The organism is Ignavibacteria bacterium, from assembly GCA_016873775.1.
In the GTDB taxonomy this organism is placed as follows: Bacteria; Bacteroidota; Ignavibacteria; order UBA10030; family F1-140-MAGs086; genus JAGXRH01.
Genome location: VGWC01000005.1, coordinates 1 through 16,773, shown reverse-complemented (window position 1 = coordinate 16,773; position 16,773 = coordinate 1). Strand labels below are relative to the sequence as shown.

At 38.9% G+C, this 16,773-nt stretch carries 13 protein-coding genes; 1 reads left to right on the top strand and 12 read right to left on the bottom strand.

Annotated features, from left to right (window positions below; genetic code table 11):
- Positions 1 to 24 precede the first annotated feature (24 nt).
- The 8 genes from FJ218_01340 to FJ218_01305 all read right to left on the bottom strand — a co-directional run bounded on the left by FJ218_01340 (position 25) and on the right by FJ218_01305 (position 11,298).
- A complete protein-coding gene (locus FJ218_01340) occupies positions 25 to 1,065 on the bottom strand; it encodes a DUF4097 domain-containing protein (protein MBM4165562.1) in 1,041 nt (346 codons plus the stop codon).
- The gene (locus FJ218_01335; GenBank protein ID MBM4165561.1) at positions 1,005 to 2,636 is read right to left on the bottom strand and encodes a TonB-dependent receptor; all 1,632 of its coding nucleotides are present in this window, start codon (positions 2,634 to 2,636) and stop codon (positions 1,005 to 1,007) included. The genes FJ218_01340 and FJ218_01335 overlap by 61 nt, the downstream gene beginning before the upstream one ends.
- Positions 2,636 to 4,831: a tetratricopeptide repeat protein gene (locus FJ218_01330; GenBank protein MBM4165560.1), complete on the bottom strand. Its 2,196-nt coding sequence runs from the start codon at positions 4,829 to 4,831 to the stop codon at positions 2,636 to 2,638. Before FJ218_01330 ends, FJ218_01335 begins: the two co-directional genes overlap by 1 nt.
- Before the next feature lie 120 nt (positions 4,832 to 4,951).
- The gene (locus FJ218_01325) at positions 4,952 to 6,052 is read right to left on the bottom strand and encodes a response regulator (protein ID MBM4165559.1); all 1,101 of its coding nucleotides are present in this window, start codon (positions 6,050 to 6,052) and stop codon (positions 4,952 to 4,954) included.
- 145 nt (positions 6,053 to 6,197) lie between these two features.
- Positions 6,198 to 6,815, bottom strand: a complete 618-nt coding sequence (locus FJ218_01320; GenBank protein MBM4165558.1) for a DNA-3-methyladenine glycosylase — start codon at positions 6,813 to 6,815, stop codon at positions 6,198 to 6,200.
- 71 nt (positions 6,816 to 6,886) lie between these two features.
- The gene (locus tag FJ218_01315) at positions 6,887 to 9,016 is read right to left on the bottom strand and encodes a TonB-dependent receptor (GenBank protein MBM4165557.1); all 2,130 of its coding nucleotides are present in this window, start codon (positions 9,014 to 9,016) and stop codon (positions 6,887 to 6,889) included.
- A 32-nt stretch (positions 9,017 to 9,048) separates the two neighbouring features.
- Positions 9,049 to 10,707: an acetaldehyde dehydrogenase (acetylating) gene (locus tag FJ218_01310; protein MBM4165556.1), complete on the bottom strand. Its 1,659-nt coding sequence runs from the start codon at positions 10,705 to 10,707 to the stop codon at positions 9,049 to 9,051.
- A gap of 222 nt (positions 10,708 to 10,929) precedes the next feature.
- Complete coding sequence (locus tag FJ218_01305) at positions 10,930 to 11,298, bottom strand: response regulator (GenBank protein MBM4165555.1); 369 nt, start codon at positions 11,296 to 11,298, stop codon at positions 10,930 to 10,932.
- A 95-nt stretch (positions 11,299 to 11,393) separates the two neighbouring features.
- Between FJ218_01305 and FJ218_01300 the strand changes: the two genes are divergently transcribed.
- Positions 11,394 to 12,431: a PorV/PorQ family protein gene (locus FJ218_01300; protein MBM4165554.1), complete on the top strand. Its 1,038-nt coding sequence runs from the start codon at positions 11,394 to 11,396 to the stop codon at positions 12,429 to 12,431.
- A 75-nt stretch (positions 12,432 to 12,506) separates the two neighbouring features.
- On the opposite strand, the gene FJ218_01295 is transcribed toward FJ218_01300, so the two are convergent.
- The 4 genes from FJ218_01295 to FJ218_01280 form a co-directional block, all read right to left on the bottom strand.
- Positions 12,507 to 12,980: an Hsp20/alpha crystallin family protein gene (locus FJ218_01295; GenBank protein MBM4165553.1), complete on the bottom strand. Its 474-nt coding sequence runs from the start codon at positions 12,978 to 12,980 to the stop codon at positions 12,507 to 12,509.
- A 303-nt stretch (positions 12,981 to 13,283) separates the two neighbouring features.
- Positions 13,284 to 13,883, bottom strand: coding sequence for an XTP/dITP diphosphatase (locus FJ218_01290; protein MBM4165552.1), 600 nt, complete (start codon positions 13,881 to 13,883; stop codon positions 13,284 to 13,286).
- Between the two features lie 94 nt (positions 13,884 to 13,977).
- A complete protein-coding gene (radA, locus tag FJ218_01285; protein MBM4165551.1) occupies positions 13,978 to 15,336 on the bottom strand; it encodes a DNA repair protein RadA in 1,359 nt (452 codons plus the stop codon).
- Positions 15,337 to 15,403: 67 nt separating this feature from the next.
- Positions 15,404 to 16,561, bottom strand: coding sequence for a phosphofructokinase (locus FJ218_01280; protein ID MBM4165550.1), 1,158 nt, complete (start codon positions 16,559 to 16,561; stop codon positions 15,404 to 15,406).
- Between the last annotated feature and the right edge of the window lie 212 nt (positions 16,562 to 16,773).

Below are 16,773 nucleotides of genomic sequence, written 5' to 3'. Positions count from 1 at the left end.
TGAGAAAAAATTGTCTGTATGTTCCTAAAAACTTTCTACTCGAATCTCACCGCCAGAAGTTTTCAATAGCATTAACTCGCCGCCGCCGTTGATGTTTGCTTTCATTTTGGTCTTCTTCACTTTTCCAACAGTTTCGTGAGGCAAATCGCAATGCACTTCCCCGCCAAAGGTTGAAGCATCCAAAACTCCTTTTGCGGATTGAGGAAGTTTGATAGTTATATTGCCGCCGGATGTTTTCAAATCCATTCCCTTATTACCTTTTGCCCGCACATCTATTTCCCCGCCGGATGTTTCTCCTTTGATTTTTCCTTCTACTTCATCCAGTTCAATATCACCGCCGGATGTTTTCAATTCAAGATCGCCTGGAGAATTTTTAATTCGTATGTCCCCGCCGGAAGTTCGTAAATTAGCATTGCCAATCGAATTGCGAACTTCCATATCTCCTCCAGAAGTTGCGAGCCTCAATTCTGCAACGCAATTTTCAACGGTTACTTCTCCACCGGAAGTTTTTCCCACTTGTTTGTTTTTCATTCCTTTTATTTTTATTTGTCCTCCCGCAGTAGTAATATCGGTGATAAATTGCTCGGGAAGCGATATGATAAATTTTACATCTAACGATGATGAACGGAACAAACCGAACTTAAATTTGTCCACAATATTTTTTTCAAAATCTCCTTCAACGGTAATATTGTTTCCTACTTGCTTGAAATTTGTTTTAAATTTATCAACTTTTTTTTCTGTGCCTTTTATTTTTACCTGAATAGATACTTCATCATTTTTTCCTGCGGTAATATCTACGTCGCCGACATTGGATTTGAGAATAAGTTTTCCGCTTTCAGAAACAGAAAACTTTTGTTCGTCCGATCGTTCCTTCGTTGCCGAAAAGCACGTTGTAGAAAAAGAACAGAAAAATGCAATGAATACTATAACTGAAACTAAACGAAATTGATTGAAATTTTTAAGCATAAGAATCTCCGAATTAATTAATTGTATAAGACGATAAATTACCAACGACCTACGACCCCGATTGCATAAAACAAACGTTCTCCGCGATAGTTTTCCCATACAAAATATGTTTCGTCAAAAAGATTGTTGATACTTCCGCGCATACTGAAATTCCGATTCAACGGATAACGGAACAACATATCCGTAAGTAAAACGTTGCCAAGTGTTTGTGTTTTCTCTCGCACCAAAAACGAACATCGAATTTCCGTTTCCAACGCAAAATCAAAATGATGTACGTAGCCGCCGTTCAATTCTGCGGCGTGAATATACGCAAGTTCGGTTGAATTTTTCAAACTGTTGTTAGAAATAGAACGCAACACGATTTCTCCGTAAAGCGTGTTTTTGGTTTTCAAACTATAGTGCGCTTGTGAAGACCATTCAAGAAGTGTGGTCAATCCGGTATAATCAGGAAACCATTTCCCTTGCATCAATGTATCTCTGAATATCGGATACTTGGAACTCTTCTGAAATACCAGCGATGAATGAATCGTAAGAACGGATGTCGGATGATATGTTCCTTCGAGCAAACCATCAAGAAAAATATTCTGATAAAAAATTTCCGAACGATTCTCGACGTACGGATGTATGGTCAATAGTTGAAACATTGTTTGCCGTTGCACACGTGGATGCAGCAAGAGTGAAATCGTCCAGTATGGAGCAGAAGAATACGTATATCGTAATTGTGGATAAAGCGACGCTTGCAAAACACTATTTGAATGTTGATACAAAAATCCTTCGATGCCAACTATGGTTTTTGAACGATTCGATTTCAGAATTTCTGTTTGTCCTGCTACTGAAACGATGAATGGATAAGAACGTGCATGTTGTAAAAAATTGAGCGAAATATTTCCATTCGTTTGAATCTTCATATCATTGAACGTTTGTATACCTTCTCCTGCAATTTGCAAATGATGTTCAGAACGAGTAAGCAAATCGTTGATGAAAAACGAATTCCACGACAAAAAAAATTGGTGTTCTGTATTCAACAATTTCAAAGGTTCGATTTCAGAATAAATTCCCACATTCGTTGTTTTCCGTTGTAACGAAGGAGTCGTTGAACCGAAAAAACGATATTGGTGTGTTGCGATCTGGAATTTCCCGCTTACGATTATGTCATCATTTGATAAATTCCAATTGGCAATATTTGTTTTTCCTGAAAATGAAAACGACATTTGCTCATAATCGGAATTCGGTTTCCTCACTAATCCGTTACTTGATTCATACATTCCTTCTGCAAAAAAAGAACTACGAGAATGACTTGAGGCATAACTTGCTTCCAAATGAGGAGTTGTAAATCTTCCGTAACTCAACAACGCACGACCTTGCATTCGCGACATTGAATCGGTTTCGGAAATTTCATCGTTCCTCGTTTTATCAACAAAAAAAAGACGATGCTCAGGCAATTCAATACGAACTTTTCGAACATCAAAAAAATGCACATCGTCAACTGGATGTTTGGATAAAGGCGGCAATGAAATTATCTCCGTTCCAGTAATATCGAATTCCATTTCGTCAAACGAAGGAAATGAAGATTCTTGTCTCGCAGAATCAATTTGCTGTGCAGAAATCGTAAGTGTAAAAATTACGGACAAGACAATGAATGTTTCAGCGAAAATGGAGAATATGCTCATCACTTTTTTTTCTGTGGATATGTTTCATAAAATTCATCTATCAATCGTTTTGCTTCCTCTTCATTATTCTGGATAGTATATGAATACGTAATTCCCTGCAATGCAAAATCTACATCATCGCTCGTCGGAAAATTCTTTAACACTTTTTGGTACGACACGATTGCTTTTTCATATTGTGCGAGATTATAATAACAATCGCCGATACCTACTATTCCTCTTGGGATGAATGCGCTTTCGGGATATTTCGTTTGCAATATTTCAAATTCCGTAATTGCATGGGGGAAGTTTTTTTCCTGAAAATAAATTTTTCCAATCGAATATTGCGCTTTGTCTCGAAGTAATGATTGTGGAAATTGCCGTTGTAAATTGCGGAGTTGCAATACGGCATCCTCTGTTTCTCCGTTGCGGTAACGTGTTTGCGCCAGCTGATATGTTGCATAATCACTTTCGTTACACTGTGGATATTTCTCTAATATTTTTCGGTACGCCGCTGCCGCATTTTTATATTCTTTTAAATAATAATAAGAATCTCCTAAGCGCAAATATGAATCAAGAACAAGCGGCGACGATGGATATTCTACGATGATACGTTCAAAAACATTTTCCGCTTCACGAAATTTTTTCAAAGCAAACGATGCGCATCCGTATCCAAACATCGCTTCATCGAATCTCTTACTGGATGTGTACTTCGTCGTGATTTGTGAATAAAACCGTTTTGCTTCCAAAAAATTTCCTGCACGAAAATATGATTCACCAGTCCAAAAAAACGTTTCGTCTATTGATGAGTGTGGATGAAGAACAGCGCGCTGAAAATGATTTCCGGCAACTTCAAACATATTCAATTTGTAATACGAAAACGCTTCGCGCAATAATGCTTGATTCTTCAACGAATCATTACTCAACAACATTTGCGCACTGTCGAATACAGCTTGTGCATTGATAAAATTTTTTCGCGCAAAATATGTTTCGCCAAGCATTCGATAACTTTCGCCTAGCAATATTGAATCATACTCCGTACGTTGTTTGCTATGCAATCTCTCAATGAGCGTAAAAAATTTTTTCTCTGCTATTTCCAATTTGTTTTCTTGAAAATCTAACAATGCCAACGCAAACAATCCATAACAATAATACTGTGAATCACTATCGTGTACAACATTTGCAAACATACGCGACGCTTCATCGTTTTTCCCAGCATTCTTCATCGCGAAACCAAGATACAACTCAATCTCATTTCTGTTTTCTATATTCGTTTTCAATACATCGCTCAATATTTCTTCCGCTTCAAAATACCTTTGCTCTTTTAAATACGTTTTTCCCAATAGCAACCGCATGTTTTCCGATTGAATATGTTGTGGATATGCACGCAAAAATTTTTCGCACAATGCACTTGTCGTTGCGATATCTTTCATCCCTTCGTACGTCTGTATCTTCCATATATCCAGCGACGCTTTTTGAAATTCGTCCAAAGAATCGCTGTTCACGTTTGTAATTGTTTGCAACGCTTCTGCATATTTTTTTTGTTCGCAAAGTATTTCGATGATACGCAACTGTGCGAAATAAAATTGTGAAAACGAAATAGTGGGTGGCAAAGAAGAAATCATTGTGAGCGCAGCGTCGAATTGTCTTTGTTTGTAAAAGAGTTCACTGCCAAAAAATTTGGTACGCACGCAATTATCCGAGACTGAGTCAAACGTAAGCGAAAGTAAAACATAGTGGATTGCTTTCGACGTATCGCCAAGGTGTGCAAACGCTTCTCCGATAAAATACGCCGCTCGCGAAGAAGTTTTTTCATCTGCAGTTTTTTCTAAAACAGATGCGTAGTATGTTATCGCCGTATCAAACTGTTCCGAAGTAAATGCAAGTTCTCCCAATCGCATTGATACATTGACAGCATATAATGAAAACGGATTTTCTTCAAAGAAGGAACGATAATGAACGCGTGCTTCGTCGTACTTGCCGAGATAATACAAACATTCGCATTGCAAATACAACGCTTTTTCACGATGAAGAGAAACGGGATACTGCTGAAGAAACGCCTGAAATTCAAACATCGATTGTTCAAGGTTTCCATCGTCAAAGTTTTGTTTCGACGATGTGAACATTTGTTCTTCTTGACAAATCGAAAACTTATTCTGTTGCGCATGCACAATGTTTGTCAGAGCGATGAATGCGCAAATGAGCAGTCTCAAGAGCATTGTTTGGAAAATTATTTCTTGTTTTGGCGGGAAAATTTACAATCCAAAAGCAAAAAATAAAAAGAATAGTTCCTTTTTCTTTATTAAAAAAAAGAAATAAAAAATCTCGACGAATGAAAATTATTTTAAGGGAAGGAAAAACGTAATTGCCGCGCCTTTTCCGTAAGAAGAATCTACGCACATTCTTCCGCCGTGAAGTTCAACTAATTTTTTACAAAACGAAAGTTCGCCGCCGGTTTCGTGCCGAAGTCTCGCGCCGCCAATATGTTCCTGCTTTTCAAAAACATTTTCTTTTTCATCCACCGGAAGTCCTTCGCCATTATCGGAAATAGTTACCTGCACTCCTCCTTTTAAGTCGAGTATCGCAGAGACTTTTATTTCGCGTAATAAAGGTTTTGCGTGTTTCCAAGCGTTCACGAGTAAACTGGAAATGACACGTTGAAGCAATTCTTTGTCAGCGGTAACAGAAGGAAGCGCAGGAGGAATCTGCTCTTCAATTTTTTCATTCGTCGTTAATATGGTTCGAAAATTCTTTACTGAATTTCGCAACATATCGCGCAACGACATTTCTTCTTTTTTCAAAATAACTTTTTGTTCCTGTTTTTCTAACAAAAAGAGCGCACGCAATGTTTGATTCCCCGCATGTATATTTTTTTGAACCTCCTTCAACATCGTTTGTACTTCCTCGGAAAGCGTATCGGTTTGTTTCAACATTTTTTCCGTTATCGCCATCGTCCCCGCCAATTGCGTTTGCAATGAATGGACAAGGGTATGCGTTACTTCGTTTCGCATTGCGCTCAACAATTGAATCTCGCGATTTCTTTCGAGAATACTTTCGCGCAAATCTACAATGCGAAGTAATGATTTCACTCGCGCTTTTAAATCTATTTTATTGAATGGTTTTGCAATAAAATCATCTGCGCCGGATTCAATCGCTTTTATTTTAGAAGGCAAATCCTGAAGCGCGGTTACGATAATGATAGGAATCCACTCTGTTTCGGTTTTGCTTTTTAGTTGCACGCACGTTTCATAACCGTCCATTCTTGGCATCGAAATATCAAGGAGAATCAAATCCGGTTTGTGCGTTTGCACTACGGCAAGCGCTTCCATTCCGTCGTTTGCTGAAAGGACATCGTATCGGAATTCTTTGAGAATATCCGTCAATAATTCGACGTTAATTTCCGTGTCGTCAACAACGAGGATTTTATATTTTCGTTTCATACACTGAAGCGAAAGAAATAGAAGAAATAAAGGTTGTTAAAAAAATTTGAACGAGTGCGTGAATGATAGCCCACTATTTTTATTATCGGCAAAAAAAAACGTTTTTAAAGGAAATGGTAGAAAATTTTTTTGCACACATTCTGCCTCACTGTACTGACACAAATGGATTATTTTTTAGAAAAAATCTCCATTTCTTTTTCTCTCCATAACCTTCCCGAATTCCTATTCTCGCGGAGGATTCTATTTGAAAGGAATTTCCTTCTTTATTATTCTCTGCAATAAATATTTCATCGGCAAGTAAATCTGCTCCGTTTTCATTTCTTCCCAATAAAAACGACTGACAAATTTTTGCAGGTCCGTTGGTCAGTTGTGAAACCGATTTTTTCTCTATATAATGGCTTCTATTCTTTTTCATTGTTGCAATTCCTTCAAGAGGTTCCATTCCTCGTAAGAGAACTGCGCAACCTTTTCCTTCCTGTTCTGTTACAACATTCGCGCAAAAGTGCATCCCGTAGGTAAAATACACGTACAATGTTCCGCCTGATGCAAACATCACTTCATTGCGTTTTGTTTTCCCGCGATACGAATGACTTGCTTTATCGTTGAAACGATACGCTTCGACTTCAACGATTTTTCCGATTAGAAATTCATTATCGTATTTTCGAACAAAAAGTTTTCCGAGAAGTTTTTTTGCGACGGTTATTGTCGGTTGCAAATAAAACGAGCGCGGCAGTTTTTGTATGTCGAAAGATTTTTTTTTCATAAAAAAAACTGTGTGAAATTCTCATCAGTACTTCACACAGTTTTCACTAACGCATTATTGGTAAAAGAAAATTAAATGGTTATACCAATTCCAAGAACAACGTTTCTTCCGTACGCATCAAGACCTGAACCGTGAACACGATATCGTTTGTCAAAAATATTATAGAGTCCTGCGTTGAGATTGAAATGCTCAAACAACGCAACACCGCTGCGAAGATTCAAAGTATTCCAAGCAGGCGTTCCGTCCGGCGGAATGCGCGGGTCGCTTTTATCTGCGGAAGATAATTTCGTCTGTGCCGATGAAAATTGCGCAAACATTTCCGCAAACATGGCTCTCTCGAAATTATCAAATCGAAAACTCAATAACATATTTGATGCAGGGATTTTTGAAAGATATTCATCGGTATCATCATTTTTACCGTTTGCAAAAGAATAATTTCCGCTTGTTGTTATCATAGAAGAATTATTCAAATTCATTTTCCATTTTGCAGAAATTTCCAAACCGCTGATTGTTGCGCGGGTAAAATTTTCAAAACGATAGAGTTGAACATTATGGACATCTTTTTCATACTTCACTCGCTGTATCAAATCATTGTACTTTCCGACGAAGTATGAAACTGTTGCGGAAATATGTTCATTAACGTATTTCATTCCCGTTTCGTACTGAATAACTTTTTCGGGATTCAATGACGGATTTGGAATATCGGTTCCGCCCGCCCATTCGCCGTTTGCCGCAATGTCATCAATATTCGGAGAACGAAATCCGCGGGAAACAGTTGCGAACAGATTCACATCAGTATGCACTTTGTATAATCCTTCAGCGCTCCACGTAACATCGGAATAGGATTTATGTACATTGTCAAAAATCAACGGCGAATTGATAATATCAAATTTTAGTTCTTGATAATCCACCTTGACTGTATTGCGCGAATACCGTGTACCGAGATTGAGAAGAAAATTTTCCGAAACGCTGATTTCATCTTGAACAAATATTCCCAACGACGAATACCGCGAATCATTCGGATACTTTCCGTTTTTCTTCTCTATCGTTCCATTATCTTTTTTATCGAATCGAGAAGAAAATATTTTATCACCGTACAATTCGAAACCCGCTGAAAACGTGTTGACTCCCCACGGAATAAATCCATACGCATTTATTCCAAGCGTTCGCACAGAATCGGCTTCTGTGCGTGTTTTTGTATCGTGCCATTTGCGAATTGTTCTTCCTTCAATTTGCTGAATGGAAGAAAGCGAAACTCCGATTTCAGAAAAGAACGAAATATTTTTTCCGTTGTAATCAAGCATCGCAATTTGCGATTGCTGCGGATGAAAATGATGAATTGAATCCGGTTTCGTATTGCGCAACGACGCAATGAGTTTATCACTGCGTGGAACATCGGTTTGTTTTGTAAAAAAATAACTGCTTCGAAGCGAGTGTTCATCGGAAAAAGAATACAACGCCGACGCGTTGAAATTATATTCTTTGTATCCGGTAAACGGTTGAACGCCGTTTTTATCAACTGCCCCAAGAATACTTGCACCACTTCCTGCGCGAACATCACCGTAATTCTTGATACTTCCTCCAACTTGAAGAATCATCTTATTGTATTTTCCACTCACATCAAAATGCGACGCGCTTCCTTTGACGGCAGAAGAAACTTGCTCAAAAAGTTTGACGGAAAATTGTTCGGGAGAAAAAAATTGTGGACGCGTGATGATATTTATTACACCTCCCAATGCATCGGAGCCATATTGCACAGAACCTGGACCGCGCACAACTTCTATGCGATTGATAATAAATGGATCAATGGTATTGAGATATTGATTCGGACCAAATCGAAACGTTGAATTATTGAATCGAACTCCATCAATGAGTATCAATACTTGTTTTCCCGTTAAACCACGAATGTATGGAGAACCTCCGCCTAAGTTTGTTTTTTGAATTGTTACCCCGGGAAGTTCGTGCAATGCGTCGGGAGTTGTTGACGCGGTTTTTTCGAACAATTGTTCTTTTGATATCACAGAAGTATTTCTTGGGACAAAAGCATCTTCCGTTGCGCGACGAGTTGGAGTAATAATTACTTCTTTGAGTAGATAATTTGTTTTTTGTGAAGAAGTATCAAGTTCCTGCTGTTGCGAATAAAGTTGCTGAAACGAAATACTTACAAAAATAAAAAGTATGAATTTGCTAATCAGGTTCATTCTTTTGTCATATTATTTTTTTGTACAAAAAGTTACGTTGAAAATTTCTGAATTATTGTATTGACTTCCTCAATGGAAATTCCCATTCCGAGTTTTTTGTCGGAAGGAGAAAATTGTTGCGTTTGTTGCGAAGGATGTACTTCTTGTTTTAATAGTACAGGAACATTGCCTGCTTTCAAACGAATACGCTCATCAATAATATCGAGCCACGAACCGCTTGATGTTGTTTGTGGAAGTTGTTCAACGTGTCGAACAGTTTCTTTCAATGGAATTTCTTTTATAGGAGTTGAAATTGAAACTTCTTTGATTTCGATTTTTGGCGAAGAATTATTCTCTATTGGATTGATAGGATTTGTTTCGTATGCAAGTCGTTTCACATTTATCATATGAATCGCAGAAACATTATCCGAAATAATTGAACCGCCAATTGTTCCGGGCCCTAACGTCATCGAAGGTTTTAATCCTGTTGTAAAACCAACAGCGCCAAGCGCAGATTGTGTATTGACGAGAATTCGAAATGCAGGTTTTTCCATCGCAAATTTCATAATAATATCTTCATTCGACGAATGAATCACCATTGTATGCCCAATTCCGCCAAACTCAAGCATTTCAATGCAACGATGGCAACCTTCGCGCCAATCGTCAGCGGTCATAAATGAAAGCACGGGAGAAAGTTTTTCGCGTGAAAGCGGTTCTTGTTTTCCAACTGATTCAACTTCCGCAACGAGCACAGAAGTTGTTTCGGGAATTTTTATTCCTGCATTTTGCGCAATGAATGCAGCAGATTTTCCCACCATATTCGCATTGATTGAGCCACGTGTATCAAACATCGTTCGCGCAAGTTTTTCTTTATCTTCACGAGAACAAAAATATGCACCGTGTTTATTCATTTCTTCTATTACTTCGCTCTTTACGTGTCTATCACAAATCAATCCGCTTTCCGTTGAACAAAGTACGCCGTAATCAAAAAGTTTTCCACTGATAATATCCGCCACTGCTTTTTTTATATTTGCGCTACGTTCAATAAATGCCGGAACGTTTCCGGAACCAACACCGTACGCAGGTTTTCCCGAACTATACGCCGCACGTACCATCGAATTACTTCCCGTTGCAAGGATGATGGAAACAAGTTTGTGCTTCATCAATTCATTGGTCGCATCCATTGTTGGCGCTGTTAAACACGAGAGTAGATTTTGCGGCGCACCAGCAGACTCAGCGGCTTCGCGGATTATTTTCATTGCATTCCACGTGCAGTTTATTGCGCGCGGATGCGGACTTGCAACAATTGCGTTTCTTCCTTTCACGGAAATAATGGATTTGAACATTACCGTTGACGTAGGATTTGTCGAAGGAATAAGCGCGCATACAACTCCCATTGGTTCGGCAATTTCTATAACGTTATTTTGTTTGTCTTGGCGAATAACTCCAACTGTTTTCAAATCTTTGATAGAATCCCACACGTGTCGTGTTGCAAATTCGTTCTTCTTTTTTTTGTCTTCTACTTTACCAAAACCGGTTTCTTCGTGCGCTAATTTTCCCAAATATTCTGCGGCATCAAAACCTGCATCTACCATCGCTTTGACAATTCGGTCCACTTTTTCCTGAGAATATTCACGAAATTGCAATTGTGCATCTTTTGCTTTCTGCACAAATTCGCGAACTGCTTGAATTGTGTATAAATCGTTATCCATTTATAGAAATACTGTTACAGAAAACCAAGGAAACATCGGACGTAAAGTAAGTACGTGATGACATCTAAACAAACTGTTTTGTGCAGGGGGCAACGATAGGAATTACTTTCACTGAATCAATTGCATTCATTGTTGAACAAGAGAAAACAAATCCTTTCAGTGAATTGAAAACAATACCGATGAAGAGAAAAAATCGCTATTCATACAAAGTGAGAAACGATTTTATTTGGTCAATGCTTTTTCTACTTCCGTAAGAACGTCATAAAAGCGAAACGGTTTACTGATAAAACCAACTGCGCCTAATCGTGTTGCCAGAATGGCATTTTTCAAGTCGTCGAAACCGGATAGCATCACTGTTTTGATTTTCACGTGCGATTCTTTCATTTTTTCTAGAACTTCAAAACCACTCATATGCGGCATACTGATATCGAGTAACAGCAAATCGTATTGTATTGATTTTAAAGTGTCAACAACTTTTGAACCTTCATTTAAAGAATCAACTTCATAACCCTCCGCAGTTAATTCCTGATACAAAATATTGCGGAGCGCTTCTTCGTCGTCTACAATTAGTAGTCGTTTTTTTAGAGACATAAAACACTCAAGAAATTATGAATAAATGTGGCACTTTTGCTCACAATTATATAGAAAGAGTTTGAAATAATAAAATACTTTTCTCGAAAATCCTGATGAAGCATAAAATAGAAAGTCTTTGTATCTTTTCCCACGTTTTTATTTTCACTATGCAATCAAGTTTTCACATACGTTTAAGAGCGAGAAAATTTTTTCCTTTCCTCATTCAACTTTTTTTTCTTTCCGCAATTCTGCCGGCAAACGAAAACCCAACGTTTCGTTTTTTGAGAAATGATGTTGGTGCGCGCGCTGCTGCATTAGGCGGAGGATTGCTTACTACTGCTGATGAAATCAATGCAATGTTTTATAACCCCGCAACACTTGCTACCCTTTCACATTCCCGAGCGTCGTTTGGTTATAACTCTCTTTTGCTCGATGTATCGGAAGGACACGCAAGTTACGGTTTAGACATTCCTGAATTTGGTTATTTGGGCGCAGGTATTCTTTTTACCAATTACGGTTCGTTCACACGAACAAACAATTCTGGAACACAACTTGACGAATTTTCTGCACTGGATATTGCTTTTATTTCCGGAATTGCAACTAAATTGGAACATCAACTTCCGTTCGGTGGAAATTTTTTCGTCGGAGGAAATGTAAAAATTATTTCGTCTTCCATTGCAGATTACTCTTCTTCGGCATTTGCCATTGATGCAGGATTGCTCTATCAGTTTTCTAACAAACGAACTGCGATGGCATTCAGCATCTTAAACGTTGGAACACAACTTTCGAGTTTTATCAACACACGCGAACCACTTCCGCTCGATGTAAAATTTGCTTTCACACATCGCCCGGAACGACTTCCCGTCAATTTACATCTTACGTTTTTTCGTTTAAATCATGAAGGAAATATTTCCGACAAACTTCGTGCATTCAGTGTTGGAGGAGAGTTTAAAATCGGTCCCTATTTGCGCGCGCGTTTAGGATACAATAATTTGAAAAGACAAGAATTGAAACTTTCCAGCGGTGTGGGGCTTGCAGGATTTTCTCTTGGCACAGGAATAGTGTACGAAAATTTTACATTCGATTTCGGAACGTTAATGTATGGAGTTATGGGCTCACAATCATATTTCACTCTTGGAATTCAATTGTAAGAACATTATTTTCTTCACAGATACATTTTTAAAAAAAACGTCCCAACTTAGGGACGTTTTTTTTTGTTCTTTCGGTTAACTGACTTTTACATCAATCACTTTCGGTTTTGCTTCTTCCGCTTTGGGAATGGAAAGCAAAAGCACACCGTCTTTGTAATTTGCTTCAATGGAATCCGTTTTCACGGAAGTTGGAAGCGTGAACGAACGCTCAAAACGTCCGTATCCGCGTTCGATACGATGGTACGAATCCTTCTTTTTTTCGTTTAAGAATTTCTTCTCACCGCTTATCGTAAGCGTGTTATTTTCCAACGTAATTTTTATTTCGTCTTTCTTCATCCCCGGAAGTTCGATGGCAACTTCGTATTTGTCATCTAGTTCTGCGATATCTGCAGTTGGGCTATAACTGCAAGCAACTCCTGTATCATCGGCAGTTGCGTTGGCGAAAAACGAATTGAGCAAATTGTTCATCCGATGTTCCGCTTCAAAGATATTGTTGAAGGGATTGATGCGAGCAATGGTTCGGACAGGAGTCCAATGTGTGAGTGTCATAGTATGTTTTCTTTCTGAAATAATGTTATGAAAATATTGTTTATAAAATGTGAAACCGATTGATGAAATGATTTCGTTTTCACATTGTTACTTACAAATCCCGTACCAAAGTATTTTTTGGGAAAATTGTTGAATAATCTTTCTGTAACGTTTTAGAAAACGAAATTGTGTCTGAAGGAAATTCTGAAAATCTATTTTTGAAATGCAATATTTTCAGAAAGAAAGAAATGTTGTCGAAAAGAATCTGTCATTGGATTTGCAAAATCTCGGTCGCAAATGTCTTTATCGCAAAAAGCGGGAATCTTATTTTGTTTGAAAATATTTTTTCAAAACCTCTTTCATTTTGTGCAGCGCTTTGCCGCGATGAGAAATACTATTCTTTTCTTCCAAAGAAAGTTCAGCAAATGTTTTCGTCAATCCATCGGAAAGAAAAATTGAGTCGTAACCAAAACCGTTTTCTCCTCGCATTTCCGAAAGAATTTTTCCCGAACAAATTCCTTCAACTGTTGTTTCAACATTGGGCGCTACGAATGTAACAACACATCGAAACTGCGCTGCTCTTTTTTCATCAGGAATATTTTTCAAATTGAAAAGGAGTTTTTCACAGTTACTTTGATATGTTGCATTCTCTCCCGAATATCTTGCAGAGTACACTCCCGGTTCACGATTCAACTCAATCACTTCTAATCCCGTATCATCTGCAAGCGATGGAATATTTGTTGCACGAAAAACTTCTTTTGCTTTTTTCAGCGCGTTTTCTTCCAACGTTGTTCCGTCTTCATCAACTTCGATTTCGATACCAATATCTTTCAAACTCAATACTTCAATTTGCAAATCAGAGAGAATAGATTTTATTTCTTCGACTTTGTGTTTGTTGTTTGTAGCGAGTAAGATTTGTTTCATTTGTTTTTATAGAACACGGATGACACGGATTAAACTGATGTTCACTGATTTTTATCCTTATCAATCCGTACCATCAGTGTTATCTGTGTTCTATTCACTCAATCAATTGAGAAATCGCTTGCTCAACTCCTTCAACACCAACAATCTCTACTTCACCATTCTTCCGAATTTCTTTCAAATTATTTTTCGGAACAATTATTTTTTTGAAGCCAAGTTTAATTGCTTCCTGCACTCTTCGTTCGATTTGGCTTACCGTTCGTATCTCTCCACCTAAACCAACTTCACCGATTGCAACACTCTGCGCATCAATTGCTCGATTACGAAAACTTGAAACGATAGAAGAAGCAATACCTAAATCGCTTGCCGGCTCATCAATACGAATTCCACCAGCAACATTCACAAACACATCGGATTTTCCGAGTTGAATACGCGCACGTTTTTCCAACACCGCAAGCAACATCGCCAATCGCCGCAAATCAAATCCAGTTGCGTTGCGTTGCGGAATGTTGTAACTCGTATCGGTAACCAATGCTTGAACTTCGACAAGAATCGGTCGCGTTCCTTCGATTGTTGCAACAACTGCTGAACCGGCATTTCCAAATTTCCGTTCAGATAGAAACACCTCACTCGGATTTTTTACCTCGCGTAACCCGACATCGCGCATTTCAAAAATTCCTATTTCATTCGTGGAGCCAAAACGATTTTTTATCGCGCGCAATATTCTGTATGAATAATGATTATCGCCTTCAAATTGCAACACGGTATCAACAATGTGTTCTATCACTTTTGGTCCCGCTAACATTCCTTCTTTCGTAACGTGGCCGACAAGAAATACGGGAATGTTTTTTTCTTTCGCAAACTTTGTGAACGCCGCAGTGGATTCGCGCACTTGTCCAACACTTCCCGCAGGCGATTCCATTTGCGAGTAATACATTGTTTGAATTGAATCCACAATTGCAACATCGGGAACGTGTTCATTCAACAATGCCGTAACAATTTCCATATTCGTTTCGGCGAGAAGCAAAATGTTTTTCATCGAAGAAATTCCCAAACGTTCCGAACGCAAGCGAACTTGTTTCAACGATTCTTCGCCGGTAATGTAGAGAACAACTTTCTCGTTCAACGCTCCGGCAAATTGCATCATCAATGTTGATTTTCCAATGCCCGGGTCGCCGCCAACAAGCACAACTGAACCCGGAACAATTCCTCCACCGAGCACTCTGTCAAACTCTTCGATGTTGGTTTTGATGCGCTCGGTTTCTTCAACATCAACTTTATCCAGCGGAACAATGTTCGCCGATTCTTTCAAATGATGCGAAGATTTCTTTTGCGCAGTCGAAGTGATTTCTTCCACAAACGTATTCCACTCGTTGCAGTTTGGACATTTCCCGCTCCATCGCGGAGAAACGTAACCGCAGTTTTGGCACGTGTATTTGGTAATGGTTTTAGGCATAAATTTTTCTTCGTGTCTTTGTGGTTAGAATATTTTTACCACAAAGGCGCAAAAACACGGAGTATTCTTAATACAAGAACATTGGTTTCCCAAGCAGATGTGCAACTTTCGCACGATACTGGCGAACATCGTACAACTCGTTCACATCCACACGCTTTCTTCCTTCGGTAATGATATTTGCAGAAACTGTTGTGTATTTCCCGTCGCGCAATACAATCATTCGTCCACTTTCTTTCTTCAATAACAAATCCGCGGCAAGATACCCGTAACTAGTTGCCACCATCAAATCTAACGCATCGGGAGCGCCGCTACGCATCAAGTATGCAAGTTGCTGATACACGGTGCGCACATTCGAACGCGATTCCACTTCCTTACTTACCCAATCGCCGATGCCGCCAAGTTTTTTATGTCCGTACGCATCGGCTTCTCCACTCATAATCATTTCTCCTCCTATCGGTTTTGCCCCTTCGGAAATTGTCATAATCGCATACTTACTCGGATTATTATTTCTGTCATCAACAAGCATCTCGACTAATCGCTGAATATCAAAATCCACTTCTGAAATAATTGCGCGGTCAACTCCGGCAAGATATGCCGCAATCAACGATGTTTCTCCCGAATATCTTCCAAAGAGTTCAACGATAGCAATTCTCTCGTGCGAACCCGTTGGTGTACGAAGCGCATGAATAAAATCCACGCTGCGCGTTACTGCTGTTGAAAACCCAATGCAGTAATCTGTTCCAAAGACATCATTGTCCATCGTTTTCGGAATACACATAATCGGCACACCCTCCTTATGCAAACGCACTGCATAACTTAACGTATCATCTCCTCCTATAGCAATCAATCCATCAAGCCGTAAATACTGCACCACGGAAAGAATGTGTTTCGTGCAATCAACCGAAGCAATGTTTTCCGCAACAGCAAATTGCGCGCGCAAAAATTCCGGAAGTTCTTTCGTTTTTACTTTACACGGATTCGTGCGCGACGTATGAAGATACGTTCCTCCCGTGCGGTCAATCGTCCGTGTATTCACCCGCGTGAGAGGAAGAATATATTGTTGCTGTGACGGTATATCATCGGGATTGAAATGCAACAATCCCCCCCATCCCAAACGAATACCAAGCATTTCATGTCCTTCTTCTGTTGCACGCATAACAGCAGATTTAATACAGGGATTTAATCCCGGAACATCTCCTCCGCCAGTGAGAATTCCTATTCGCATAATAAGTTCTTTGAATTTGTGATACAATAAAAAAAATCGGTATAAAAGTACGAAGAAAGCGATGATAAACCTTCAAGGTTATTACACAAAACTATCCCAATCCGTTTAATCCGACAACAACGATTCGATTTGAAATTCCCGTAGGGGCAATTCATGAATTGCCCTTACAAACAACGTTGAAAATCTACAACGTTCTCGGTCAAGAAGTAGCA

Excerpts from the sequence above, each read along its gene's own strand:
- FJ218_01340 (MBM4165562.1), bottom strand. The coding sequence starts at position 1,065 with ATGGGAAAACTATCGCGGAGAACGTTTGTTTTATGCAATCGGGGTCGT.
- radA (MBM4165551.1), bottom strand. The coding sequence starts at position 15,336 with ATGCCTAAAACCATTACCAAATACACGTGCCAAAACTGCGGTTACGTT.
- FJ218_01290 (MBM4165552.1), bottom strand. The coding sequence starts at position 13,883 with ATGAAACAAATCTTACTCGCTACAAACAACAAACACAAAGTCGAAGAA.
- FJ218_01295 (MBM4165553.1), bottom strand. The coding sequence starts at position 12,980 with ATGACACTCACACATTGGACTCCTGTCCGAACCATTGCTCGCATCAAT.
- FJ218_01330 (MBM4165560.1), bottom strand. The coding sequence starts at position 4,831 with ATGCTCTTGAGACTGCTCATTTGCGCATTCATCGCTCTGACAAACATT.
- FJ218_01300 (MBM4165554.1), top strand. The coding sequence starts at position 11,394 with ATGAAGCATAAAATAGAAAGTCTTTGTATCTTTTCCCACGTTTTTATT.
- FJ218_01325 (MBM4165559.1), bottom strand. The coding sequence starts at position 6,052 with ATGAAACGAAAATATAAAATCCTCGTTGTTGACGACACGGAAATTAAC.
- FJ218_01320 (MBM4165558.1), bottom strand. The coding sequence starts at position 6,815 with ATGAAAAAAAAATCTTTCGACATACAAAAACTGCCGCGCTCGTTTTAT.
- FJ218_01315 (MBM4165557.1), bottom strand. The coding sequence starts at position 9,016 with ATGAACCTGATTAGCAAATTCATACTTTTTATTTTTGTAAGTATTTCG.
- FJ218_01305 (MBM4165555.1), bottom strand. The coding sequence starts at position 11,298 with ATGTCTCTAAAAAAACGACTACTAATTGTAGACGACGAAGAAGCGCTC.
- FJ218_01280 (MBM4165550.1), bottom strand. The coding sequence starts at position 16,561 with ATGCGAATAGGAATTCTCACTGGCGGAGGAGATGTTCCGGGATTAAAT.
- FJ218_01310 (MBM4165556.1), bottom strand. The coding sequence starts at position 10,707 with ATGGATAACGATTTATACACAATTCAAGCAGTTCGCGAATTTGTGCAG.
- FJ218_01335 (MBM4165561.1), bottom strand. The coding sequence starts at position 2,636 with ATGAGCATATTCTCCATTTTCGCTGAAACATTCATTGTCTTGTCCGTA.